This window comes from Mesorhizobium sp. P2_C7 (genome assembly GCF_056404515.1).
The window spans coordinates 15,297-40,006 of record NZ_JBFUDW010000007.1 but is presented as its reverse complement, the minus strand read 5'-3'; the positions used below and the strand labels follow the sequence as shown (position 1 = coordinate 40,006).

Genomic DNA, 24,710 nt, shown 5'->3' with positions numbered 1-24,710 from the left:
CATGACTTCCATCGTTTCGATAGCAAGTTCGCCGCGCCAGTGGCACATAGCGAGGCCTGCCCTGCTGATTGGTATAGGCATCCTTGCCGTGTGGACGGCAATTGCGTTGACGGTTGACTTCTGGGCACCTTACGCGCCTCTTAAAATTGTTGGCCGGCATCTCCAATCTCCCTCTTTGGCCCATTGGCTGGGAACCGACTCACTTGGCCGCGACGTGCTGATCCGCACGTTCTACGGCGCCCAATACTCCCTATCCATTGCCGTCATAGTGGTTGCCGCCTCTGTGCTCATTGGCTCAGCCCTTGGGGCACTATCCGGTTTTTTCGGCGGCTGGGTCGACTCCTTGCTGATGCGCCTTGTCGACGTAACCTTGTCTTTCCCGCCAGTGTTGCTGGCCATGTCTATCGCTGCCTCACTTGGACCAGGGGTACAAAGCACGGCCATCGCTATCGTCGTCGTATGGTGGCCTGTTTACGCGCGCCTGATGCGAGGCCAGGTGCTTGAGGTCCAGTCTCGAGACCACATCGAAGCGGCGATTGCCGGCGGAGCCTCGCGAACACGGTTGCTGCTGAAGCACATCCTGCCGCTTTCCTGGACTCCAACGATCATCAGCGCCACCATGGATTTCGGGCAGGTCGTCCTCTTGGCCGCGTCGCTGAGCTTCATTGGATTGGGCGCCAAACCACCGACCCCCGAATGGGGCTCGATGATAGCCGAAGGCGCCGCGCACTTCTATTCCTGGTGGATCGCGTTTGGGCCGGGTCTTGCGATCTTGTCTATCGGCCTTGGCTGCAACTTCGTCGGAGATACGCTCCGCGACATATTAGATCCGAAGGATGACTAGTCGTGACGTCCGATAGCCCCTTGCTAAAAGTCGACGATCTGCGCGTTACGCTGCGACGAGGGATCGAGGTCGTGCGCGGTGTGAGCTTCAGTGTCCACGCGGGAAAGGTCGTGAGCATCGTCGGCGAATCCGGCTCTGGCAAATCCATGGCAGTTCGCGCCGTGATGGGCCTGCCGCCGCCCATGGCTTCACTATCCGGATCGATATCGCTCAATGGCGAGCAACTCATCGGGGCTCCGGAGCGCCGTCTAAAGCAATTGCGCGGTTCGAAGATCAGCATGATCTTTCAAGATCCGATGACGGCTCTGAACCCAGTCGTGAGGGTCGGGGAATTGATCGCGGAAGCGGTGCGACTGCACAATCCCCAGATGTCGGCGAGGCAGGCCGCCCTGCGTGCGATTGAATTGCTGGAAACCGTTGCCGTGCCTCAGCCTGACGTCCGGGCAAGGCAATACTCGCACCAGTTCTCTGGCGGTATGCGCCAGCGGGCCATGATCGCAATGGCCATAGCAAACAATCCTGACGTCCTGATCGCTGACGAGCCGACAACGGCTCTCGACGTGACCGTGCAGGCGCAGATCATCGAGGTCTTGGCGAACTTGCGCCGGATGTTTCCGGTCGGGCTTGTGTTGATCACACACGATCTCGGCGTGGTCGCCGGTGTCGCCGACACCGTCGTGGTGATGTATGCCGGAAAGGTGGTCGAGACAGGCGAGGTGCGCGATATTTTTCATAACTCACGGCATCCCTACACGCGCGGCTTGCTGGCGTGTCTCCCCGACATCGAGAAGAAGGGCGGCAAGCTGATACCAATCCCCGGCAACCCCCCATCGCTATCGACAAGACCGAGTGGCTGTCCGTTTCGCCCGCGTTGTCCAATCGCGCGAGACATCTGTGCCCACCAAGAGCCACCGCTCAGGCACGTGGATCGCGTTGAGACCGCGTGTCATTTCGCCGAAGAGCTGCGCTCGCCCGGCGCGCCGGCACTCCAAGCCACCGGAGGCCACGGATGACGACAACCATGATAGCGCCTCTGGGCCAGGAAACGCCGGTCCTTTCCGTCAGGAATCTGAAGAAGTCCTTCGATATACGGGGCGGGCTCTTTGGCACGAGGCTGGCCATGCAGGTACACGCCGTGTCTGGCATATCATTCGAGCTGTTTCGGGGGGAGACGTTCGGGCTCGTCGGCGAGTCCGGATGCGGCAAATCCACGCTTGGAAGATGTATCCTTCGACTTGTTGAACCAACCTCGGGCGAAGTCTATTTTTCAGGCACCAACATAACGAAGCTCCCGCGCAACCAGATGCGCAAGTTCCGTCGCCACATTCAGATTGTTTTTCAAGATCCCCTCGCCTCACTTCACCCGCGCATGACAGTGCGATCAATCATCGCCGAACCTTTGCGTCTGATTGGGGTGACAGGAGCGCCCGCGCTAAAACGCGCGTCGGAGCTGCTCGATTTGGTTCGACTGTCGCAAGAACACGGTGACCGATACCCACATGAGTTGTCCGGGGGGCAGAGGCAACGCGTGGGTATAGCACGCGCCCTTGCCCTCGAACCGACCGTTCTGGTTCTTGACGAACCGGTTTCCGCGCTTGACGTGTCCATCCAGGCCGGCGTCCTGAACCTCCTGGAAGAGCTGCAGGAAACGCTCGGAATCTCCTACGTTTTCATCGCCCACGACCTTGCTGTGGTGCGCCACGTCTCCGATCGGCTAGCGGTCATGTATTTGGGGCGCATCGTGGAAATCGGAGAGGCCTCAGACATCTACGAACACCCGGCCCATCCATACACGAGGGCCCTATTGTCGGCAGTTCCTTTGCCTGACCCAGACAAGGAGCGCCAGCGCCAGCGCATAACGCTGACAGGAGACGTTCCCAGCCCGATGAACATTCCTTCCGGCTGTCCCTTCCGCACCCGCTGTTGGAAGGCGCAAGACATCTGCAGGGAAGTCACCCCACAACTGGAAACGCGCTCCCAGGGCCATGCCGCCGCGTGCCATTTCCCGGAGGCCTAGATGCCGCGCACAACCCGAACCTCGGGTAGTCGGCAGGGGGCAACTTGAGTTCGAACAAACAGCTGGTTTTCGGCGCCGTGGCAGATGATCTCACCGGCGGCTCCGAACTCGCGTCCATGCTTGTGGCAAGGGGCATCCGGACGCGTTTCACGATCGGCACGGCGACAGATTCTGGCGCGGATTTCGATGCCCATGTAATCGCACTCAAGACACGCGTGGTTTCCGCCGACGAGGCGATCTCGCAGGTCCTGCAGGCTGCCGAAACACTCCTTGCCCGAGGCGTACGACAGATATTCTTCAAGTATTGCGCTACCTTCGATTCAACTGCCGATGGCAATATTGGCCCTTGCGCCGAGGCTCTGATGGATCGGCTTGGCGCTCGATACGCTCTTTTCTGCCCTGCATTCTGCGAAACTGAAAGGACGGTCTATCAAGGTCACATGTTTGGGGGCCCGCAATTGTTGGCCGAGTCGCCGAAACGCAACGACCCGCTGACGCCAATGACCGACTCTAACTTGGTGCGGGTCCTGCAACGGCAGTCTCGCCGCAAGGCGGGCCTGGTGAATTACAAGGCGGTCGACGCGGGAGCAGGCGCTATTCGTGCCGCGTGCGAAACCCTGGCCGACCAGGATATTTCGCTTGTGCTGGTAGACACTCTACACGAGCGCCATCTGGCCTCCATTGCCGAAGCCAGCGTTGACATGCCGCTCCTGACCGGTAATTCCTCGATTGCCGCGCATCTTCCGCCAATCTGGCTGCGAGATGGACTTATCTGCGCCACGCACTCCGGCACGCTCCCCGGCGTGATGGGACCGGGCGCTGTTCTGGTGGGAAGCGTTGCCGAGCAGACACTGCTGCAGCTTGAGTGGTTTGCGCGAACTTATCCATTCATCACCGTGGATTTGGAACGCGCCTTCGCCGGCGACGATGTCGTGGGGGAAGCGATTGATTTCGCACGCAAGGCGATTTGCGACAACGTCCCGTTTGCGATCAGCACGGCGCAGCCTCATGGTTCCGTCGAACGGCTGCAGTCGAGGTACGGGCGCTACGAGGCGGCTGCCAAGGCAGAAGATCTCCTGTCGCGTGTTGCGACCACGATCACCCTTGAACTGGGCGTGCGGCGGTTGGTGGTGGCGGGGGGGGAAACGTCGGGCGCCGTCATCTCGGCGCTCGGAATATCGGAAATGACCGTGGGACCCTATCAGGGTCCCGGAATGGCGCGCGCCGTGACCTCACTGCCGGCCCGGCTGGCGTTGATGCTCAAGTCGGGAAAACTAGGCAAGCTGGATGTGTTCCAGACCGTTCTCGACGAAATGCAACGCGATTTGGCCTATACGCCCGCCTCGGAATGGCCGCCTTTGAAAAAATAACAACATATTGAAATGTCGGCCTCCGCTGCCGCAGGATATTCATCTCGTCTCGGCCTTCGCTCTCAATCTATGACCGTGAAGCCCAGCATGGCCTCCCGGCTCCGTGCCTGCCTGGAGTAGCCTGTCGAATGCCGGCGGAAACAACTGCTGGCCACCTTCGATCGGTCTCGCGTCTCTCCACGATCACTGCTTTATGCTAGACACAGACGTCCACCATGATATATCATATTAAACATCGAGGTCCTTTACCGGAAGACCGATGCCCAAAATCCCGCCAGACAGATCCTTTACCAGAATGTTTCGAACCTATTTGCATAGCGTGCTGTTCTGGCGCTGGATCGTGAAAGCAGCTGGTGAGAAATCAGTAGCTAACTGTGGCCAGGTGACGGCCAGCGCGCCATCGTTTTGTTGTTGAGAGGGAGGGCAGTCAGGCATGAGAAAATCCATGGCCACGAAGATATTTCTGGTAACAGGCGCAGCGAGCGGTATCGGCGCCGCGATCGCGAGGTTGGTGGTCGACCGAGGTCATAAAGTCGTCGTGGCAGATATCAACGAGGCAGGGGCGCGGAGCGTTGCTGAGGCATTGGGTGACAATGCCATGGCCGCGAAGCTTGATATCCGCTTGCCGCAAGAATGGGAAAGCGTCGTCGACGCTGCCTATGCTCGTTTTGGCGCCTTGGACGTTCTTGTCAACAACGCGGCCGTGGTCCACACCGGGTTGACAAAAGATGTATCGCTGGCGAAGCATGAGCAGACGATGACGGTCAACGTCATTGGGCCGATGCTCGGAATGCTGGCGGTTCTTCCTCGTTTCCGGCAGCAGCAATCAGGGCACATTGTGACCATCTGCAGCATGACCGCGTTCCTCCCCTTCCCCGGCATTGCCAGCTATGCAGCCTCCAAACATGCATTGCGTGCAATTCATTTTGGGGTGGCCATGGAAGAGCGGCACGAGCCGATTAATTTCACCATCGTTCATCCAAGCTCGACTGAAACTCCCATGCTGGAGGAAGAGGCCAGGACGGGGGTAGCACTGGCTTTCGCAGTGCCATCATGGAAACCGGAAGATGTTGCCGAGATCGTACTGGCTGCCATCAAAAACCAAAAACAGGAAGTCTGCATACCGGCCTCTCGTGGCCGCCTCGTCAAGTCGATAGGCGGAAGTCCCCGAAAGCTTTTCGAGATGGTCGAAAGAAACGAAAAAATAGGTGCGAAAAACCTTGCGGAACGTCTAAGTGTGGCAAAGACGATAAGCTGACGGTCCCTTGGACGTAGACTGCCTCATGGATGGGTTAGCGAGGAAAGGGTAAGCAATGGGAACGCACTGGACGCGGCTTGGAGAATGAAATGAGCCTAGCCGACGAAACGGAAGACCAGGCTTCCATGGGTTTGTCGCGCGACAGCCTGTCGGCGATGATCTACGACAGTCTCAAATCCAACTTGATGACAAGTGCCTACGAACCAGGTGAGCGGCTCAATATCAGGCGCCTGGCGATCAGCTTCGACACATCCCCTACCCCGGTGCGCGAAGCCGTCATGCAACTTGTGAGGGACGGTGGACTTGAGCTGCGGCCGGGACACGAACTGCGTGTACCGATTCTTTCGGTGGACCGATACCTGAAGATACGTCAGGTGCGAGCTCCTTTGGAGCGTCTGGCAACGGAACTGGCGGCCCCCCGGATATCCAACGACGTTCTGGCGAAATTGGCGCAGGTGAACGATAAATTCCTGGCGGCTGAAGAAGCAGGCCATTGGAAAGTCGCCCTCTCCTTCAACACGGAATTTCACTTCCTGGTTTATGCTACCTCGGGAAATGAAATTCTTGTAAAGGCAATTGAGAATTTATGGCTCCAGACGGGTCCCTTTCTGATTAATCAGTATCCTTCGGCAATTCACCCCCACGATGAACACCACCCCCACCTGGAGCTCATCGATGCGCTGCGGCGCCGCGCTTCTGCCGAGGCGGGCGAGATCGTCCTGCGCGGGATGGAAAAAGGCTCTGCACTGATCATCGACAAGCTGAAACGGGACCCGCGGTAGGCCACCCGAAACCAAGAAAAAATCGCGGGACAAGCTTTGTCGTGAGCGCGTGGATATATCATATGAACTAGAGCGAAATCTCGTATACGTCCAATACATCAAGGAACTTGGCTGAAAGGAATTTATCGTGTCATCCGCAGAACGGCTAAAAGAATTGGGCATCGAGCTGCCTGCTTTGGGCGCGCCAAAGTATACCTATGTGCCTTTTCGAAGGGCGGGGGATATCGTCTTCCTGGCTGGACAAGTACCTCGTTTGCCCGACGGCTCGTACCTCACCGGGAAAGTTGGTGGTGATTGCTCACTAGAGGACGGGAAAGAGGCAGCGCGTCTCTGCGGGTTGCATATGCTGACGTCCGCGCAAGCAGTGACCGGCTCACTGGATGACATCGAATTCTTGAAGGTCTTCGGGATGGTGAACGCGGCTCCCGACTTTCGCGATCATGGGGTGGTTATCGAAGGCTGCTCCCAGCTGCTGGTCGAGGTTCTTGCCGAGCGTGGTCAACACGCTCGATCCGCGGTCGGGATGGGATCCCTGCCCGGCAACATCCGTGTCGAAATTGAAGCCGTTCTCCGGGTAGTGAAATAGATTTGGGTCAGTGGCATGCGTGTCATCACGGACAAGCTTACGTTCCCCGAAGGCCCGATTGCATTTTCAGATGGCTCCGTCATGGTCGTCGACATTATCGAGCAAACCCTTGTCCGAGTATCACGGGACGGGGATATCGGGGTAGTCGCCAAGGTTCCGGGCGGGCCAAACGGGGCAGCTGTTGGGCCAGACGGCAAGATATTCATTTGCAACAATGGTGGTATGGACTGGGTCGAAGAGCAAAAAGGACGATTTCGACCAGCCTTGCAGAGCTCCGGATATACGGGCGGCAGCATTGACGTCGTGAATCCTGCCGACGGGTCCGTCCGCCGTCTTTACGATCGCTGCTCGGACAACCAGTTGCGCGGCCCCAATGATCTTGTATTCGACGGAGACGGAGGCTTCTGGTTCACGGATATGGGGAAACGCCGTCCTCGAGAGATGGACCTTGGGTTCGTCTATTGGGCGGCAAGCGACGGTTCAGAAATTAAAGAGGTCATCTCTGGTCTGATCACGCCCAACGGCATCGCCCTCTCACCTGACGGAAAGACACTTTATGTCGCCGAGACTATCCCAGGTCGAATATGGGCATATCCCGTAATCGGTCCAGGAGAGGTGCGAAAGCAGCCATGGCCTTCCCCGGCCGGCGGAATACTCTTTGCCGGTCCTGGTGGACGAACCCGGTTTGACGGCTTGGCGGTGGCAGAATCGGGAGCCGTCTATGCTGCTGCGCTGGACATGTGTGCGATCCTTGAATTTACCGGAGATCTGAAGAGCCATGTCGTTCACCCCATTCCCGATCTGATGGTGACGAACCTCTGCTTTGGCGGTTCGGACATGAATACCTGTTATGTAACATTGTCTCACGAGGGTAGACTGGCCGCGTTTGATTGGCACGAAGCCGGCCTGAAGCTTAACTATCAATCCTGAAATCCAGGTACGTCACCGAGACGACGCTTGCTCGTCTTGATATATCATGCAGAAAAGAAGCCGACTCGTCCTTCGAGCAGGCATGGAGCCGCAGGAAAAAGATGAAAATCACCAACATTCGTACCACCCCGCTGCATTGCAGGTTCAAGCAGGATTACCATTGGGCAGATGGCATAACGTTGTGCTCGCCCGTGATTCTTATCGAGGTTGAGACGGACGAAGGTGTCGTCGGCATTGCCGAGTCTGGAGCAGGGCCGACCATCGAGCCGATGTTAGCCATCCTTCAGGACGCGATACCCCATTTCATCGGCAAATCGGTCTACGATGGCAACAAGCTCATCTGGGACTACTTTCGGACCGGGTTCAAGGCCCGAGGAGCCGGCAGTCAGTACCGATACTTCTCACGCACCATGTCGGGCATCGAGCTTGCAATGTGGGATGCGATCGGCAAAGGCCTGGGGCAGCCGGTATGCAACATCCTAGGGGGAGCCTTGCACGACAAGGTGGGCTATTTTGGTTTCGTTCAGGGGGATACACCTCAACAGCTTGCCGATGACGCGAAGCAGTTGGTTGAGCAGGGATATCCAGTTCTCTATGTGAAAGTCGGGCGCGACGACAAGCTCGATTTGGAGATCGTCCGGGCCGTGCGGGAGGTGGCTCCAGATGTTCGCCTTCGCCTGGACGCAAACGAAGCGTGGGACACGCTACGTGCTGTGCGCATGATGGAAAAGCTCAAAGCGTTTGATATTGAGATCATGGAGCAGCCAGTTCCCGGTATTGGAGGAGCAGATGCACTTCTGCGCCTCCGCCACGTCGGGATGCCGCTGTCTGCCGATCAAAGTGTGTATCTGCCGGAAGAAGTATATGCGATGTGCAGCACCCGCGCCGTCGAGTCGGTTGTCCTGGGACTGCACGAAACTTGCGGCGCTCTGCGGTGGCGTAAAGCGGCAGCGATCGCCGAAGCGGCAAATGTAAGAATCAATATCCACGGAATTTTCGAAACCGGCATCACGACCTGCATCGCTAATCAGGTTGGTTCAACGGTCCCCAATCTGGACGATGCCAACCAGATCATGTGGCAGTTGCTTGAGGAAGACATAATCGAGAGTCCGAACCTTACGCCTGTGAATGGATTTCTGCCGGTGTCGAAGAAGCCTGGATACGGATTCGAACTGAATCGAGATGCGGTCGGCCGCGCTGCCGAAGCCTATCTCAAGCAAAAACGCTAAAGCATGATGCCAAAAAGTGTGAAGCGCTTTTCGGACGACATGTCGACTTGGAGCCGGATTCAGATCAGGAGACGCTGCCCCGGCGGCCGTGCGAGGTCTGCTGGGGAAATTCCGACAGCATCGTGCGGTGTCGTTGTGGCTTGCCTATTCAACCGGACTGGTATTGGGCCCGGGTCTTCCGCAGACTGTGACGCCTGCCCCATTCCGGGATATTTTGTTATTGATACAGCCAGACTCAAAGGCGCTATATCGATTCGCCGCGCCGGAGTGAGGAGCGATCAATGCCTACCGCTATCAGGGCAAGTGGGCCTGCCGACGAGCTCGAGACCGTAGGGTCGGTTGGGATTAGCAGGAACACGTTCGCCGACCGAATTTATGCACAGCTGCGAATTGCGTTGATGTCGGGTCGCTACGAACCGGGAAGCCGGCTTAATATTCGGCAACTCGCCACCGCTTACGAGACCTCTCAGACACCCGTCCGAGAAGCGGTCCTGCAATTGGTGGCGGAGGGCGCGCTGGAACTCAAACTAGGCCATCAGCCTCGCGTTCCCATCCTCTCTATCGCCAGATATATTGAGATACGCGAGACGCGCGCTCCGCTGGAGCGGTTGGCGTCCGAACTCAGCACCGTCAACATGACACGCCAAGACATCGAGCTGCTGGAAAGGCACCAGACTGAATTCATGGCGGCGGAGGCCGCGGAGGATTGGAAGGCAGCTCTCGCGGCAAACCAGTCATTCCACTTTGCGATATACCGTAAGTCGAACAACCAGGTCCTGGTGCGGGTGATCGAGAATCTGTGGCTATTGGCTGGCCCGTTCGTGAACAATCAATATCCCTATGCCAAGCCACTTGCCTTCGAAGTTCACCCCCACGATCTGATCATCGACGCTTTGAAGCGTCGGTCACCGACCGAGGCCGGTGAATTGGTGGTGCGTGATCTTCGCGATGGCTCATACAGAATTTTGGAAAAGCTGAAGTCACAATCCGGCTCAAGGCGTAGGCAGCAAGAAAAATAGTGCCTCGTGCCTGCAACGACGTCCCGTCGGCTCCACGGAAGCGGTTGGGCAGGTGCCGATATCGGATCTGGGCAGAGCCCTCGCGATATCCTGCAGCCACCCCGGTGCGCCTGACATGGTGCACGTAACCACGCCGGGCCGCCTGAGACGCCCTGACTCGAAAATACCTTTCCGCCCGTTCTGCTATTTTAGCGCGAGCGCGTTGGCTGTCGAGCCGGAGCCGCCCAGCTTGTTGAGCGGTGCGGAAACAAACATTCCTTCATAGCGGCCGTCTTCTTCGCAATCCGCGGCCAGGGCGTCCAATGCGAACATTTCCCCGATGGCGGTGCCCAGCATCGGAATGAGCCGGTAATGTAGGAAGCCATCGGCATCTGTTGGGTCGAAGGGCTGAACTTCCAAGGCAGGGTTGTCACCGGCAACAGCGGCTACACCCTTGTTCCATATCCAACGTGCGGTCTCTTCCGACCGCGAAAGTCCGCAGGCGGCGAACTGATCGTCGGTTGCCATCTGCTCGCGCGTTGCGGAATCGACACTTTCGTACCACTGGACCCAGCCGAACCGCAGGAGCAGTATGTCTCCTATATTCAGCTTGGATTTCTGCCTGGCAAGACAGGCGTCGATTTCAGCGACCGTTATAGGATCGGGATATCCCGGTTGGATCGGCCGTCCGACCGCCTGTCGAAAGCGAGCAAGGTCCGCTAACACAAACCGGCCGACGATGCCTCGGGTGGCCCAGTTCTCGATACCCAGCCGCGTTCCCGGGAGCCCCGTTATGTCATGTTCCTGAAAGCCTTGGTAAAACCCATGAACAGGGTGGCGGATATGCGAAAGACTGTCCCACTGGGAGGAGCATTGGGGGAAGAACCCCTCATACATGTCGTCTGTGCCGGAACTATCGAAATTGATGGTGTGCTGCATGTTTCGGCGGCCAAAGAGTGCAGGGTTGGGAAGATCAAGGGACCAATTTAGAGAAAAGACCGCCCCCTTCGAGACCAGAGCAGCTCCGCTCAAGACACGCTCCGGCGTCAACAAACCGACACTTCCAAGCTGGTCATCGCGGCCGTAGACGTTCCAGGATGACCCTGCGGGCACGCTGCCCTCGAGGCCAAGCTGGTCGTAGGGGATGCGGGTTTCGAAATTTGACACTTTTTCCTCCAACAAATCCTATCAATCATCGGGCTTCACCCGCCGAGAAACGTCACTGGACGAGATCCCTCGGCCAAACCGACGATCTCGTCTCAGTTCCATGGCTCACGTTCTGAACGGAAACTCCTGACACATCACGACAGCGTCGGACCGACTGATCTGCCGGAGTTTTGACCATGGCGAGAAGGGCTCCTCCAGTGCCGATGACGGCCGAGCCAAGCAACACGCCAGTTCCCGCGACCTCATCAAAGAACACCCTACCAACCCCGAGAATACCAGCAGGCTGTAATCGATCGCGCGCCACAATCGACAGCCACTGCGCTTCTGTACCCTTAGGCTCCAAGGCTGTCGTATCGCTGTCTGTCGTCGCGTTCGTTCATCATGTTGCTAAAACCGTATGCAAGCGGGGCGCATTACATATCGTGAATTGCGCGACTAAGAGTGCAATTTGCGTTTCATTGCCAAATTTCCCGTCGTCACTTCCGATAACTTTTCATTGTGCGGCGCATTCGGAACCGCCGGGGTCGAGGTCTCAAAAAAATCATTGAGCCGTCGCCACGGGATTACCTCATTGAAGACGATCAGCCACCGCCGCGAAGCCGATTTCGGCGGCAAACAGGGTCGCTTCAATATCGGCGTCAGTGTGGGCAGCACACAGAAACATGTTGTGTTTGGGATGGAAATAAACGCCGTGCGTCAATAATGTACTGCAGAACAGTTCACCTTTGCTGCCGTCGTGGTCTTCGTCAAACATGATGAGTGGCATCTGGACGGGACCAGTTTGTCGCAAGACCATGCCAGCCTTGGCTGCACGAGCATTCAGTCCGTCGCGGAGTTTGTTCCCGAGGCGGATCAGATGCTGCACCACGTTGTCCCGGCGGGCTATCTGGAGCGTGGCCACTGCGGCCGCCATTGCGACTGACCCGCACCAGAACGATCCCGTCACGAAGATGCGCGACGCGGCTTCGCGAAGCCAATCCGCCCCTGTTACCGCCGCCAGTGGATAACCATTTGCAATCGCCTTGCTCCATGCCGAGAGGTCAGGGCGGACCCCAAATGCTTCCCAACTGCCGGCCAGATCGAGGCGCAGGCCAGCCCTCACCTCGTCGATGATAAGCGCGGCGCCGTTGCGATCACAGATTTCGCGCATCGCGCGCGCGAATTCTGGGGTCGCCATCGCCTGATCCTTGCCGAAATCGTGGCGGAACGCCGAAACCAGGATGGCTGCCAGATCGCCCTCGGCCGCTTCCGCCGCGCTTCGCAGGCTCGAGACGTTGTTGAATTCATAGGTGCCCAAATGAACTCGGTCCTCCGCGGTGACACCAAGGACAGAGGGCGAGCACCAAGGCACTGCGCCATGATAAGCGCCCTGGGCAACCAACACCTTGCGCTTGCCGGTCGATGCGCGAGCGATGGTCAGGCACGTCGTAGTCGCATCCGTCCCGTTCTTCTGGAACTGCACCCAATCAGCGGCAGCAATCATACTGGTAAAAAGTTCCGCGAGATCGACCAGCGCATCTGTCGGACCGTTCAGGCAATCGCCACTGGCCGCCTGCCGTGCTGCCGCGGCCTCGACCTCCGGTTGGCGATAGCCCAAATAATTCGGCCCCCAGGCGCACATGAAGTCCACATAGCGTCGGCCGTTGACGTCCCAGAGTGCGGAGCCCTCGCCCTTCTTGAAGAACTGCGGATATCCAGCCGGCAGCTTGGCCGCGTTTAAGTGCCCCCACATGCCACCGGGAATAACCCGCAGCGCTCTTTCGCGTAGGAGTTTGTCGGCTGATTGAATGACTTCAGGCATCTTCGTCCCTGTTCCAGTCCGGCGCGCTGCGGCCTACCAAGAGTGCCGCCCCTCGATTATAGGCTTATCCACCCAGCGGCGGCTCGCTGCCGTTGAGCGCCAAGGCTGATTTTGCCTGCTCCGCGACCCACAGAAAACGGCGGCCGCGGAGCACATCATCGCCTTGGGAGGCAAACGATTTAGGAAGCTTCGAAACAGCGCGTGGACTGCTTCGAAAAATCAGCAATATGATATATCATGTTGGTGCTGGCCGTCAATCAGTCTCTCCAGTTTGATTGACGGCAGCGCGGCCATCGAGCGCGCCATAGAGGACGAAAAGCGCCGCGTCCGCAACTGATCAGCAGGCGATGGCGTTTGAGGGCTGCCGCAGATGTGGGATCCTTTGCCAGGCTCCCCTCGCCTGCCTGCCAGCACGTGGCAAGGTCGCCACACACACTGTCTTTGAGGAGACCGTGCTGCATACCGGCATAGACTGCCGGGACGCCCGCATCACGCGACGCGCAAGTCTTCTGTTTTTGATTGTGCAAAGTGACCGCTGTCGGCTGTCGTCACCTTCAAGCGCAGAACGCGTGATAGCTCTACGCAGCCGTCGACAGGGCGATAAATCGCTCCAGGTGGAAATCAGAGTCGCCGAAGCGGTGTTCGATCATGGTGAGCCGCTTCGCGAGATGGCCAAGCGCGTATTCCATGGTAATGCCAATACCGCCGTGCATCTGGATTGCCTCCTCGACCACGATGCGTGATACCCGGCCAATAAGATTTTTTGCGGCACTCACTTGCAGTTCGCGCTCGCCACGCGGTGCGTCCAGATGTCCGCACACGTTGATGGCGGCCGAGCGGGCCTGCTCGATTTCGATTAGCATGTCGGCCATGCGATGCTGGAGGGCCTGGAATTTCCCAATTGGCTGGCCGAACTGCTTGCGGGTTCGCAGGTACTCCACCGTAAGATGCTTGATGCTCTCCATAAGCCCCACGGCTTCAGCACATTGGGCGGCCACAGCGCGGGCATGCACAGCCTCAATGGCGTCAAAAGCACCGCCCACTTCGCCCAAGCGCTGGCTGTCGGGAACCGCCACACCATCCAGGCTCAATTCCGCGGCGCGACCGCCGCCATTGAGCGGATAAGATCGCAAGGCAAGTCCATCGGAATCCAGCGGGATCACGAAAAGCGTAATGCCATTTCGCTCGTCGGCTGCTCCCGAGACTCGCGCGCTGACCACCGCGAGGCTCGCCGCCGGTGCGGCCACAACCAGGGACTTGCCGCCAGAAAGCACCCAACGTCCATCCTGCCTGGTGGCGCGTGTCTCCACGTGAGCAAGATCGTAACGGCCGCCTTGCTCTGCGTGAGCCAGAGTGACAATGCGGCCCGAAATGATCTCGCCGACCAGCGCAAGCTGGTCAGCGGTCGCGAGCGATGCGATGAGGCCGCCGGCGAGGATGCCAGCTTCCATCAAGGGTTCGAAGACACCGGCGCGACCGAGTTCCTCGAAGACGACAGACACGTCGAAGCCTGACCCGCCGAATCCGCCGACCTGCTCAGCAAAAAGGGCGCCCGGGACGCCCATCTCGACCAGTCCGTCCCAGAGCTCCTTGGAGTGCCCTTGTGGACTCTCCGTCGCCTGAAAAAGGATTTCCTGCGTGACAAATCCACGCAAAAACCGCCGCAGGCTGTCCTGCAGCATCTGGCGTTCTCCAGTGAGATCGAAGTTCATATCATAGCTCCAGAATGGCTTTGGCGATAATCTGCCGCTGAACCTCGTTGGAACCGCCGTAGATGGAGAGCTTCCTGTTGTTGAAGTAGCTCTGTGTGGCAGCCATCGCGTAGGCCGGACCGATCGGGGCCGCGTTGGAACCCTCGTCAAGCAATTCGGAGATGAAGGGGGTTGCATTGGGACCAGCGGCCTGGCGGGTAAGCTTGTTCAACTCCTGGCGGATGATCGTGCCCTTGACCTTGAGCATCGAACTTTCTGCCCCCGGGGCCTGCCCGGCGGCTGCTTTGGCAACGACCCTGAGGTTCGTGGTTGCCATCGCCATCAAATCGATCTCGACTTGCGCGATCCGGGCCGCAAAGAGAGGGTTGTCAATCAGCTTGCGGTGGCCATCCGGCTCAGTTGCGGCGACGCGCTTGAGATTGGCGAGAGCCGCGCGAGCCATGCCCACCCCGGCAAGATTCGTGCGCTCATGGGTCAATAGATACTTCGCGTAGGTCCAGCCCATGTTCTCCTCTCCCACGAGGTTCTCGGCTGGCACACGGACATTGTCGAACCAAACTTCATTTACTTCCGCCTCGCCGTCCATCAGCACTATCGGACGGACGCTGACGCCGGGTGCTCGCATGTCGACGAGCAGAAACGAAATCCCTTCTTGTGGCTTGCCCTCCTTTGACGTCCGAACAAGGCAGAAGATCATGTTTGCGTGCTGGGCAAGGGTCGTCCAGGTCTTCTGGCCATTGACGACATAGTGATCGCCGTCGCGCGCCGCGGAGGTCTTGACGCTTGCCAGGTCGGACCCGGCACCGGGCTCCGAGTAGCCCTGGCACCACCAGTCCTCGCCATTCAGAATGCGCGGGAGCCAATAGTCCTTCTGCTGCTGTGTGCCAAAATTCTGCAGGACCGGTCCCAGCATGCTGAGGCCGAAGGGCAAGATTCGCGGAGCATGAGAGCGCGATGCTTCCTCTTCGAATATATGGCGCTGAACTGCATCCCAACCGGGGCCGCCATATTCCTTCGGCCAACTCGTCGCGAGCCAACCTCGCCGGTTCAAAGCCGCATGCCATGTCTCGTGGTCGTTTTTGGTGAGACGCTGGCCGGATGCGACTTTGGCCGCGATTCTTTTCGGGAGCTCCCGGTCAAGGAAAAGTCGGACCTCTTCGCGAAATGCGAGCTGTTGCGCGGTATAGGCCAGATCCATGGTTCTTATCCGTTCAAAGTGGCAAAAATGGCGTTATCGGCCACCAGACGCTCAAGCAGTGGAGCGGGAGCCCAGAAGAACGGATCGTCTTGGGCCCAGCCTCGGATGTCCGCGAGAAGGTTCGGAAGGCCAGCGCCATCCGCCCAGTGCATCGGTCCGCCGCGATAACGTGGGAACCCGTAACCGAACAGGAGAACTGCATCGACATCGAGCGGTCGAGCTGCGATTTCCTCGTCGATTACACGGGCGGCTTCATTCACCATCGCAGCCATGTAGCGGCGCTGGATTTCGGCGTCGGTGAAGTTGCGCGCTATGATGCCTTCTTTGGCGCGATAACGCGCGATCATGTCATCTACGTCGTGATCTGGCACACCAGGACGACCGCGTTCGGCGTAGATGTAGTAGCCACGACCTGCCTTCTGGCCGAGCCGCCCCATGTGATAAAGTTCATCCGCCCATTCCGGCACAACGTCGCGAGGATCCCGCGTCGAGGCCTTGCGCTGTCGGGTCAGAAAACCGATGTCGAGGCCGGCCAGATCGTCGACGGCAAAGGGTCCCATTGCCAAGCCGAAGTCCACCATTGCCCGGTCGACCTGATACGGGCTTGCGCCCGCCAGCACCATCCTGTCGGCGGCGCCCCGAACACGCGCCAAGATGCGGTTGCCGATAAAGCCGTCGCACACGCCGGACCGTACGCAAACCTTGCCCAGCTTCTTGCCCACGGCAAAGGCCGTCGCAACCACATCGGGCTTGGTTGCATCTGCGACAATCACCTCCAGAAGCTTCATTACATGTGCCGGCGAGAAGAAGTGGAGGCCAACCACATCGCCAGGGCGGCGAGTGATCGAGGCGATCTTGTTGACATCGAGATAAGAAGTGTTGGTCGCCAGAATTGCCCCCGGCTTCATCACCGCGTCCAGCTGCGCAAATACGTCCTTCTTCACATCCATGGATTCGAAGACCGCCTCTATGACGAGATCGGCCTGGGAGAGCACGGCGTATTCGGTCACGCATGCCAAGCTCCCAGACAAGATCGTCGTGCGTTCCGCTTCCGACAGCTTGCCGCGTCCAACGGCGGCCGTCAGGTAGCCCTCGATCGTTGCGCGCGCCCGCGCCGCGGCCGGGTCGTCACGCTCGACAAGGCAAACGTCATAGCCGGCCAGCAACGCTGCTGTCGCAATCCCCGCTCCCATCGTGCCACCGCCGATCACACCTACCCGCGCCACATTTCGTGGGTTGACGCCGTTCAGCGCCGTTAGGCGGGAGACCTTGCGCTCAAGGAAGAATGCATGGATGAGGCCTGCCCTTTGCGGCGTTTGCATCAGCGCCATGAACAAACGGCGCTCCTCGGCCAGACCTTTTTTGAAGGGACGCGTGGCCGCTTCAATGGCATCTACGACAAAGAAGGGCGCGACCAGGCCCCCGGCAGTCTTCTGAAGCTTCGTCCGGGCACCGGATATTGCGTCGGGATCGGCCGCGGGTGCAGGCATTTCGCTTACGCGGCGCGGGCCCTTTCCAGCCTTTAGAAGGTCATTTGCGAAAGCGAGCCCTGCCGCGCGCACATCGCCATCGCCAATCCTGTCTATGAGCCCGAGTTCGAGCGCTGCCGTCTCTGAAATGGGAGCTCCCGGAACGATAAAATCGAGCGCCTTCGCCACTCCGGCAAGGCGTGTCACGCGCTGCGTGCCGCCTGCGCCTGGCAACAGGCCGAGAGTAACCTCGGGCAAGCCCAGTTTGGTGCTCTGCATGGCCAGCCGATAGTGGCAGCCAAGGGCAAGCTCAAGCCCTCCACCGAGACTGACTGCGTGCATCGCCGCCACAATCGGTTTGGCAGAGCTTTCTACGTGATTTACCAGATCGGGAAGCAGCGGCTTTAGGGGCGGCTTCCCAAACTCGTTAATGTCAGCGCCACCAACGAACATGCGTCCGGCGCCTATGACGAGCGCAATGCCGACGTTCGCATCCTCGCTAAAGCGGTCTATCGCGCGCCACAGCATGGATCTGACTTCATGGCCCAAGGCGTTGGCGGCCCCGTTGCGGATGGTGATGACGGCTATCCGCCCCTCTCGCTCATAGCTTACCAGTGGATCCATTGGTCGCGTCCAGAAATCGGAATTTAATTCCATATATCGAATTTTCTTCGCGCTGACCAGTGTCCTTCGGGCGGACCGAGAGCGCAGTGCCATTCGTTGGCGCCACTGATAAAAGCGGCCCCACCGAACCAGGCAGACAGCCCTCTCGGCAGCAACTCGCACCGGCGCGAGATCTGCTCTGCGGCACAGGTGTGCAGGCGGAAATGACCCATTTCGTGTTGCCTGACCACGTGGATCTCGAACTCTGCCGATTGTCGGTGAAGGCTGGCCGAAGCCTGCCACGCCCTTCCGACCGCACCGCTGTCAATTGCCAATTCTTGCGGCATATAACTCGGTCGCGAATTCCACAGCGATATCACGCGGCAAATCCACCTTTGGCATCAATCCGCTCCCCGAACAGTCAGAATCCGCTCGATGAGCCTGCGACACTGCTGGCGAGCGTCGTAAAGGTTCGCGATCTGAACAGGGGCGACTCCGTCGGCCATTCTTCAACCTGACGAGCGCCGGCGGCACGCCAAATCGCGCTTGTCGCGATCGGCTATGCCAGAGGCTATCAATGGGCAAACAGCAACCGGGGTCTTGTTGCTTTCGGCAGACAGATCGCGCCTGTGGTGGGCCGCGCCTCCATGGACCTGACCGCAGTCGATCTCACCAGTCTGGGCTTCGTTGACGAGGGTACCGGTGTCGGACTCGTCGCCCGAGTATTCCTATCGCCGATTTACCGAGCAGGCTGGTCCGAGCGAACATGAGGCACTCATCGCACTTGGCCGCGCATGTCGCCGTATCCATTTGGGCGTCGATTCAGCGACCCGACCGGAAACAAGGGCAGTCACCCCGACGCTTAAGCGTTCTCCAGCAGATCCTGTAATTGCTGCTTCGTCCTCAGCAATGCATCACCCACGGTGGTCAGACAATCGTCACGCGAGACGATATCGGAAATGCCCCCACATGTGAGAGCAACGAGCGGCGATCCGTCGGTCGGCCGGAAAGCAACTCCGATGGCGTTGATGTAGCTGTACCAAGTCCCAAATGAACAGACGAAGCCGCGCGTTCTGTAGCTTTGGATCGCCTCCTCGACACTATCTCGGATCGCGTTCGCATTGGCGGGCTCCCGCGCGATCAGTTGGGCAAGCAATTCCTCGCGCGCTTGCGGTATCATCTCCGCCAAATAGGCCAAGCCCATCGCGGTGCGCCAGATCGGTAACTGTGAGCCCACATTAAGTTGCAACGTCACCGGCCCGAACGCACGGCAGTTGGCCAAATAGATCATCTCGAGTCCACTACGGGCGCCGAGCGCTGCTGCGACGCCCGTTTTGTCAGCCAGCCCCTGCAACAAAGGCTGGACCATGCGTACGACCGGGATAGAGCTCATCGCTGAATAGCCAAGCGAGATGGTTGAGGGGCCGATGGAGTAACGGCCCAGGGATTCGTTGTAGATGAGGTAACCACTGCTCGCCAGAGCATAGGTCAAGCGCGACACGGTGGCTTTTGGAAGCCCGGTGCGTTCGATCAAATCCTGGTTGCCCAATGTCGACTCGCTCGCCTTGAAAGCCCGCAAGATTTCCAAACCTCGCAGGAGCGAACCGGCGGCGACGCCTTCTTCCCCGCCATTGGCATCCTCCGCTGATTTGGAACGCTTTCTCATCGTCACCTCCTGAGGTTCCGCGGCAACTCTAGCCGCAATTGGCTCGAATACAATGGAATTTAATTCCATTCAGTTGACGCGCAAGGTACCAGATGGCATTAGTAACGCAAAATCGAACCCTGCCGCCGGGCACGACAGACGAGCCACATCATCAAACGGCCGAACTGCTTGCTTCCGACATCTCGACCCAGTTTGCAGTCGGGATCGATCGGAATCAGACAGGTAGGACGGGAGATCAGCTCGACTGCGTCGCCGGGACAGAGGGGTCGCAACCGAAACCCGTTTGCGGCGGACATCTCGAGGAGACCAGCAATGGAGAAGACAGAGCTGCCGCTGCACGGAATCAAGGTGCTGGATTTGACGCGGGTGTTGGCCGGTCCCTGGCTGACGATGTCACTCGGCGATCTGGGTGCCGAAGTCTGGAAGATCGAGAGTGTGGCCGGGGGCGACGACACACGGGCATGGTCAGTTCCAAACTACATGGGGGTGAGCACCTATTATCTCTGCGCCAACCGCGGCAAGCAAAGTGTGGCTGTCGATCTGAAATCGCCGCAAGGGCGTGAAATCATCTTGAAGCTGGCTACCAAAGCTGACGTCGTGGTGGAAAATTTCCGTGCAGGCACGATGAAGCGGTTGGGTCTCAGCTATGAAACGCTTCGCGACATTAACCCGGCCCTCGTTTTCTGCTCGATCTCGGGCTACGGCCAGACCGGACCGGAAAGCGATCGTCCCGGTTATGATTTCATTATGCAGGCAGAAAGCGGACTGATGTCGATCACTGGGGCCGCCGATGGACCGCCCAATCGGCTGGGGGTGGCTTTCACGGATGTCGTCGCGGGCATGGTTGCTACACAATCGGTCTTGGCGGCGCTCTATCAGCGACGCGATACGGGCAAAGGCCAGTTTATCGACATAGCCCTGATCGAGAGCACATTGAACATGCTGATCAACGTCGGAACAGGCTACTTAAACGCCGGCGTGGATGGGTTCCGATATGGCAATGCTCATCCTAGCGTGGTGCCTTACCAGTTGTTTGAATGCTTGGACGGCTTCTTTGCGCTGGCAGTGGGCAACGACCGGATGTTCAAGGATTTCTGCATCCAGGTCATCGACCGACCGGATCTGGCCGAAAATCCACGCTTCGTCACGGCGCATCAACGTGCGCTGAACCGCGAAGACCTCTTGGCAGCCCTTGGAGAGGCGCTTTGCAAAAATTCGGTTGAACACTGGCTCGATGCCTGTCGCAGTGCGTCTGTGCCAGCGGGTCGCGTGCATACGGTCTCCCAGGCTCTGGCAACGCCCACGGTGATCGAAAGGGGGATCATTCAGTCCTTGAAGCATCCCGAACTCGGTACTATCCGCTTGATCAGTCCGGCCCATGGCCTCGCTGGCCAGAAAAACCGCGTGCAGAAGGCTCCCCCCCTGCTTGGCGAGGATACCCGCGCCGTTCTTGAGATTGTCCTTGGCTATGACGATAGCCAGATAGACCACCTGCTTCGAACTGGCGTCGTCTATTGCCACGGCGCAGCGGCACGACAGGCCCAGGCGTCGGAGGGCGCTGCGCAATGAGCCGCGCCTTCGCCGCACAGGGGCTTGCGGTTCTTCGCGCTCTTGGCCTGCCAGACGACGCGCCGCACGTGAATCCCAATGGAGGCGCCATCGCGGTGGGCCACCCTCTTGGGGCTTCGGGCGCTCGACTGGCGCTCACAGTCGCCCACGAACTGAAGCGCCGAAATGGTCGCTTTGCGCTTTGCACAATGTGCATGGAGTCGGTCAGGGGATCGCTCTCATTCATGGAAAGGCCCTGAGCCGGAATATGCGCGCCCCATTGATCCCGCCTGGACGTCACGCATCACGAGGAAAGTCGATATGAGCAACTATCCCGACGTAAACCTTTACATCAACGGATCATGGCGGCCCGCAGAAGAGGAGCGTTGGATCCCGGTGACCGATCCATCCAGTGGGCAGGAAATTGGTCGCGTCGCCAATGCCTCGCAAAATGATTTGGACGATGCGCTGGCCGCGGCCGACGAGGGGTTCAAGATTTGGAGCCGGACTTCACCGTTCGAGCGCGCCAAGCTCATGCGTCGCGCCGCGGACCTGCTGCGCCAGCAAGTGGACGAGATTTCACATTGGATGACCCTGGAGCAGGGCAAACCCCTGGCACAGTCGCGACTTGAAACATTGGCCGGGGCAGACATCATCGACTGGTTTGCGGGCGAGGCCCAACGTACCTATGGCCAGGTCATCCCGGCGCGCGCGAGCGACGTGCTGCAGATAACAATCAAGCTGCCCGTCGGGCCGGTGGCAGCGTTCACGCCCTGGAACTTTCCTATCAACCAGATTGTTCGCAAACTCTCGGCCGCCGTGGCTGCAGGGTGCTCCATCATCATCAAGGCGCCCGTGGAGACACCTGCAAGCCCGGCGGGTCTCGTTCGTGCCTTTGCAGACGCCGGCTTTCCTGCTGGCGTCGTCAACCTCGTGAACGGACGCTCACCCGAGATCTCGCGCTATCTGATACCCCATCCTGTCATTCGCAAGATAAGCTTCACCGGGTCGACTCCAGTTGGCAAGGAGCTTGCAGCGCTTGCTGGACTGCACATGAAGCGCGCCACCATGGAGCTTGGCGGTCACGCTCCGGTTGTGGTGGCGGCCGATGCCGATCTTGACCTCGCTGTTTCCACGATGGTGCCGTTCAAGTTCAGGAATGCTGGGCAGGTATGCGTTTCCCCCACCCGGTTTCTCGTCCACGAGACGCTGGCTGAAGAGTTCACCCAGCGTTTCACCGCCGCCTCAAAATCGATCAAGACTGGAAACGGCTTTGAAAGCACAACGGAGATGGGTCCGCTGATCAACGAGAAGCGTGTCGCAACGATAGACGGGCTGGTGGCCGACGCGGTCAAAAAGGGCGCCAAATTGATGACGGGTGGCAGGCGGATCGGGAACCAGGGCTGTTTCTACGAACCAACCGTCATTTCAGATGTGCCGGTCTCCGCGCAGATCATGAACGAAGAACCGTTCGGCCCGGTGGCAATAATCAATCGCTTTTCGACGATCGACGAAGCCATCACGGAGAGCAACCGCCTTCCTTTCGGATTGGCCGCATATGCCTTTACCCGTGATACCGCACTGGCGACGCGTCTGGGCAACGAAATTCAATCTGGCATGACCGCAATCAATCACCTCGGCCTTGCTCTTCCCGAAGTGCCGTTCGGCGGTGTCAGGGATTCGGGCTACGGTACGGAGGGCGGGTCGGAAGCGATCGAGGCCTATCTGGAAACGCGCTTCATCAGCCGCAAAGGATAACTGCGGGACATTATGGAAATTAATTCCATTTTCGGTTGAACGGCCGGCTCTGAAGTGGCAGAGCTAGAGACGGCTCGCCTATCGCACTTCCGGCGGTTGGCGAGCCTTGACCACGCGCAGCCGAATAGACGCGATCGGGAGAAGCCAGATGACCGTCCCTGAAAGACCACAGATGAATGGCGCGCAAAGTCTCGTCCACACACTGGTTGCGTGTGGAATCGATACCTGCTTCGCCAACCCTGGAACCAGCGAGATGCACTTTGTCGCAGCGCTCGACCAGATTCCCGGGATTCGCTGCGTTCTCGGCCTGCAGGAAAACATCGTGACCGGGATGGCGGACGGCTTTTATCGGATAGCTGACCGCCCGGCGACCAGCCTGCTGCATTGTGGACCGGGTCTCGCGAACGGCCTGGCCAATCTGCATAATGCTCGCCGTGCTCGCAGCGGCATCGTTAATATCATCGGCGATCAAGCGACATGGCACCGTCCCTTTGACGCACCATTAACGACCGATACCGAAGGCCTGGCTCGGTTCAGTTCAGACTGGGTGAGGACGACGACCCGTTCGGCCGACGTCGGCCGTGACGCAGCCTGTGCCATGCAAGTCGCCCGCCGCGCGGGGGGTGGCGTCGCTACGCTAATTCTCCCGTCGGACGCATCGTGGGACCAAGGTGGCGTAGCGGCTTCATCGCTGCCAGATCTCGCCCCAACCGCGCCTGATCCACATGCCATTGGCACTGCGGCCCGAATATTGCGCGAGCATGGCGAAACGACGCTGATCCTGCTTGGCGGCCGAGCCATGCTGGTCGGGGCGCAAGAAGCCAGCTGGCGGCTTGTGCAGGCCACCGGAGCCGAAATGATGGGAGAATACGTCTGCGCGCGCATGTCGCGGGGACGTGGTCGTGTTCCGCTCAATCGAGTCCCCTACGCTCAGGCACCGGCGCAAAAGGCATTGTGGCGGTACAGTCACATCATTCTGGTAGGCGCCCGCCCACCTGTGGGCTTCTTCGGTTATCCGGGACAGCCATCGATCCATCACAACCCAGAAACACTTTTCCACGTCTTGTCGCGGCCCGATCAGGATCCTGCCACCGCCCTTACCGACCTAGCGGAAACCCTGAACGCCCCAAAAGCCGCGATCCCGGACGCGGGCCCGCGCCCCGACCCGATCGTTGGCGCACCAACTCCCGAAGGCCTTGCCCGCACCTTGGCCGCGATCATGCCCGAGAATGCTATCGTTTCCGACGAAAGCGTCTCCTTCGGTCGCGGATTCTACGAGCATACGTTTGCAGCGCCACAGCATGACTGGCTGCATTTGACGGGAGGGGCAATTGGCGACGGCCTGCCTGTCGCGACGGGCGCCGCGATCGGCGCGGGAGGCCGACGGCGTGTTATCGGTCTGCAAGCGGACGGTTCGGCGATGTACTCATTGCAGTCGTTGTGGACGCAAGCACGCGAGCGTCTTCCGGTGACTACTGTTATACTTTCAAATCGCAAATACAAAATATTGATCAATGAATACGCGGGAGTTGGCGCAAGCCCTGGTCCGACGGCGATGAGCATGCTGGATTTGACGAACCCGGAACTCGATTGGGTGAAAATCGCCAACGGCATGGGTGTCGAGGCAGCCTGGACCGACACGCTGGAAGGCTGCGCCGACCTGATGAGACAAAGCTTCGCGAGCCAAGCTCCCTTTCTGATCGAACTAGCAATCTGACCTGTAGCCAAGCGGACGATGCTATGTGGCCAAACGGGACCCGACCACTTTCCGTAG

At 59.0% G+C, this 24,710-nt stretch carries 19 protein-coding genes and 2 pseudogenes; 15 read left to right on the top strand and 6 right to left on the bottom strand.

Annotated features, from left to right (window positions below; all coding sequences use genetic code 11):
• The first annotated feature begins 1 nt into the window (after position 1).
• From AC1D2G_RS15980 to AC1D2G_RS15935, 10 genes are all read left to right on the top strand, one after another.
• On the top strand, positions 2-844 hold the full coding sequence (locus AC1D2G_RS15980) for an ABC transporter permease (RefSeq protein WP_477237754.1): 843 nt from the start codon (positions 2-4) through the stop codon (positions 842-844).
• 2 nt (positions 845-846) lie between these two features.
• Entirely contained in the window at positions 847-1,857 is a 1,011-nt protein-coding gene (locus tag AC1D2G_RS15975) for an ABC transporter ATP-binding protein (RefSeq protein WP_477237752.1), read from the top strand.
• Positions 1,854-2,861 carry an ABC transporter ATP-binding protein gene (locus AC1D2G_RS15970; protein WP_477415192.1) on the top strand — a complete coding sequence of 336 codons (1,008 nt, stop codon included), beginning with the start codon at positions 1,854-1,856 and terminating at the stop codon, positions 2,859-2,861. Before AC1D2G_RS15975 ends, AC1D2G_RS15970 begins: the two co-directional genes overlap by 4 nt.
• A 44-nt stretch (positions 2,862-2,905) precedes the next feature.
• A complete protein-coding gene (gene otnK / locus AC1D2G_RS15965) occupies positions 2,906-4,231 on the top strand; it encodes a 3-oxo-tetronate kinase (RefSeq protein WP_477415190.1) in 1,326 nt (441 codons plus the stop codon).
• A gap of 445 nt (positions 4,232-4,676) precedes the next feature.
• The gene (locus AC1D2G_RS15960; protein ID WP_477237746.1) at positions 4,677-5,489 is read left to right on the top strand and encodes an SDR family NAD(P)-dependent oxidoreductase; all 813 of its coding nucleotides are present in this window, start codon (positions 4,677-4,679) and stop codon (positions 5,487-5,489) included.
• Between the two features lie 89 nt (positions 5,490-5,578).
• Positions 5,579-6,271: a GntR family transcriptional regulator gene (locus tag AC1D2G_RS15955; RefSeq protein WP_477237744.1), complete on the top strand. Its 693-nt coding sequence runs from the start codon at positions 5,579-5,581 to the stop codon at positions 6,269-6,271.
• Positions 6,272-6,398: 127 nt separating this feature from the next.
• On the top strand, positions 6,399-6,857 hold the full coding sequence (locus AC1D2G_RS15950) for a RidA family protein (protein ID WP_477237742.1): 459 nt from the start codon (positions 6,399-6,401) through the stop codon (positions 6,855-6,857).
• A 15-nt stretch (positions 6,858-6,872) separates the two neighbouring features.
• Positions 6,873-7,787, top strand: a complete 915-nt coding sequence (locus AC1D2G_RS15945) for an SMP-30/gluconolactonase/LRE family protein (protein WP_477415188.1) — start codon at positions 6,873-6,875, stop codon at positions 7,785-7,787.
• Between the two features lie 101 nt (positions 7,788-7,888).
• Entirely contained in the window at positions 7,889-9,016 is a 1,128-nt protein-coding gene (locus tag AC1D2G_RS15940) for a mandelate racemase/muconate lactonizing enzyme family protein (RefSeq protein ID WP_436260260.1), read from the top strand.
• Positions 9,017-9,297: 281 nt separating this feature from the next.
• A complete protein-coding gene (locus AC1D2G_RS15935; protein WP_477415186.1) occupies positions 9,298-10,035 on the top strand; it encodes a GntR family transcriptional regulator in 738 nt (245 codons plus the stop codon).
• Between the two features lie 183 nt (positions 10,036-10,218).
• Here AC1D2G_RS15935 and AC1D2G_RS15930 read toward each other — a convergent pair whose 3' ends face one another.
• From AC1D2G_RS15930 to AC1D2G_RS15910, 5 genes are all read right to left on the bottom strand, one after another.
• A complete protein-coding gene (locus tag AC1D2G_RS15930; RefSeq protein WP_477415184.1) occupies positions 10,219-11,181 on the bottom strand; it encodes a cyclase family protein in 963 nt (320 codons plus the stop codon).
• Positions 11,182-11,749: 568 nt separating this feature from the next.
• Entirely contained in the window at positions 11,750-12,982 is a 1,233-nt protein-coding gene (locus AC1D2G_RS15925; RefSeq protein ID WP_477415182.1) for an aminotransferase class III-fold pyridoxal phosphate-dependent enzyme, read from the bottom strand.
• Positions 12,983-13,560: 578 nt separating this feature from the next.
• Positions 13,561-14,694 (bottom strand): acyl-CoA dehydrogenase family protein, encoded by a 1,134-nt coding sequence (locus tag AC1D2G_RS15920; protein ID WP_477415180.1) that lies wholly within the window; start codon positions 14,692-14,694, stop codon positions 13,561-13,563.
• A 1-nt stretch (position 14,695) separates the two neighbouring features.
• The gene (locus AC1D2G_RS15915) at positions 14,696-15,892 is read right to left on the bottom strand and encodes an acyl-CoA dehydrogenase family protein (protein WP_477415178.1); all 1,197 of its coding nucleotides are present in this window, start codon (positions 15,890-15,892) and stop codon (positions 14,696-14,698) included.
• A 5-nt stretch (positions 15,893-15,897) separates the two neighbouring features.
• Positions 15,898-17,985 carry a 3-hydroxyacyl-CoA dehydrogenase NAD-binding domain-containing protein gene (locus AC1D2G_RS15910; RefSeq protein WP_477415176.1) on the bottom strand — a complete coding sequence of 696 codons (2,088 nt, stop codon included), beginning with the start codon at positions 17,983-17,985 and terminating at the stop codon, positions 15,898-15,900.
• Between the two features lie 512 nt (positions 17,986-18,497).
• Between AC1D2G_RS15910 and AC1D2G_RS15905 the strand changes: the two are divergent.
• Positions 18,498-18,734 (top strand): annotated as a pseudogene (locus AC1D2G_RS15905) (alanine racemase C-terminal domain-containing protein); the annotation flags it as partial.
• A 92-nt stretch (positions 18,735-18,826) separates the two neighbouring features.
• Here the strand turns inward: AC1D2G_RS15905 and AC1D2G_RS15900 are convergent.
• Entirely contained in the window at positions 18,827-19,630 is an 804-nt protein-coding gene (locus tag AC1D2G_RS15900; RefSeq protein WP_436260267.1) for an IclR family transcriptional regulator, read from the bottom strand.
• Between the two features lie 312 nt (positions 19,631-19,942).
• On the opposite strand from AC1D2G_RS15900, the gene AC1D2G_RS15895 reads away from it, so the two are divergent.
• From AC1D2G_RS15895 to AC1D2G_RS15880, 4 genes and pseudogenes are all read left to right on the top strand, one after another.
• Complete coding sequence (locus tag AC1D2G_RS15895) at positions 19,943-21,199, top strand: CaiB/BaiF CoA transferase family protein (protein WP_477415174.1); 1,257 nt, start codon at positions 19,943-19,945, stop codon at positions 21,197-21,199.
• Positions 21,121-21,422: pseudogene (locus AC1D2G_RS15890) on the top strand (3-oxoadipyl-CoA thiolase); the annotation flags it as partial. The gene AC1D2G_RS15895 and the pseudogene AC1D2G_RS15890, both read left to right, overlap by 79 nt.
• Before the next feature lie 77 nt (positions 21,423-21,499).
• Complete coding sequence (locus AC1D2G_RS15885; protein WP_436260269.1) at positions 21,500-22,936, top strand: NAD-dependent succinate-semialdehyde dehydrogenase; 1,437 nt, start codon at positions 21,500-21,502, stop codon at positions 22,934-22,936.
• 148 nt (positions 22,937-23,084) lie between these two features.
• A complete protein-coding gene (locus AC1D2G_RS15880) occupies positions 23,085-24,653 on the top strand; it encodes an acetolactate synthase large subunit (protein WP_477415172.1) in 1,569 nt (522 codons plus the stop codon).
• Positions 24,654-24,710 lie beyond the last annotated feature (57 nt).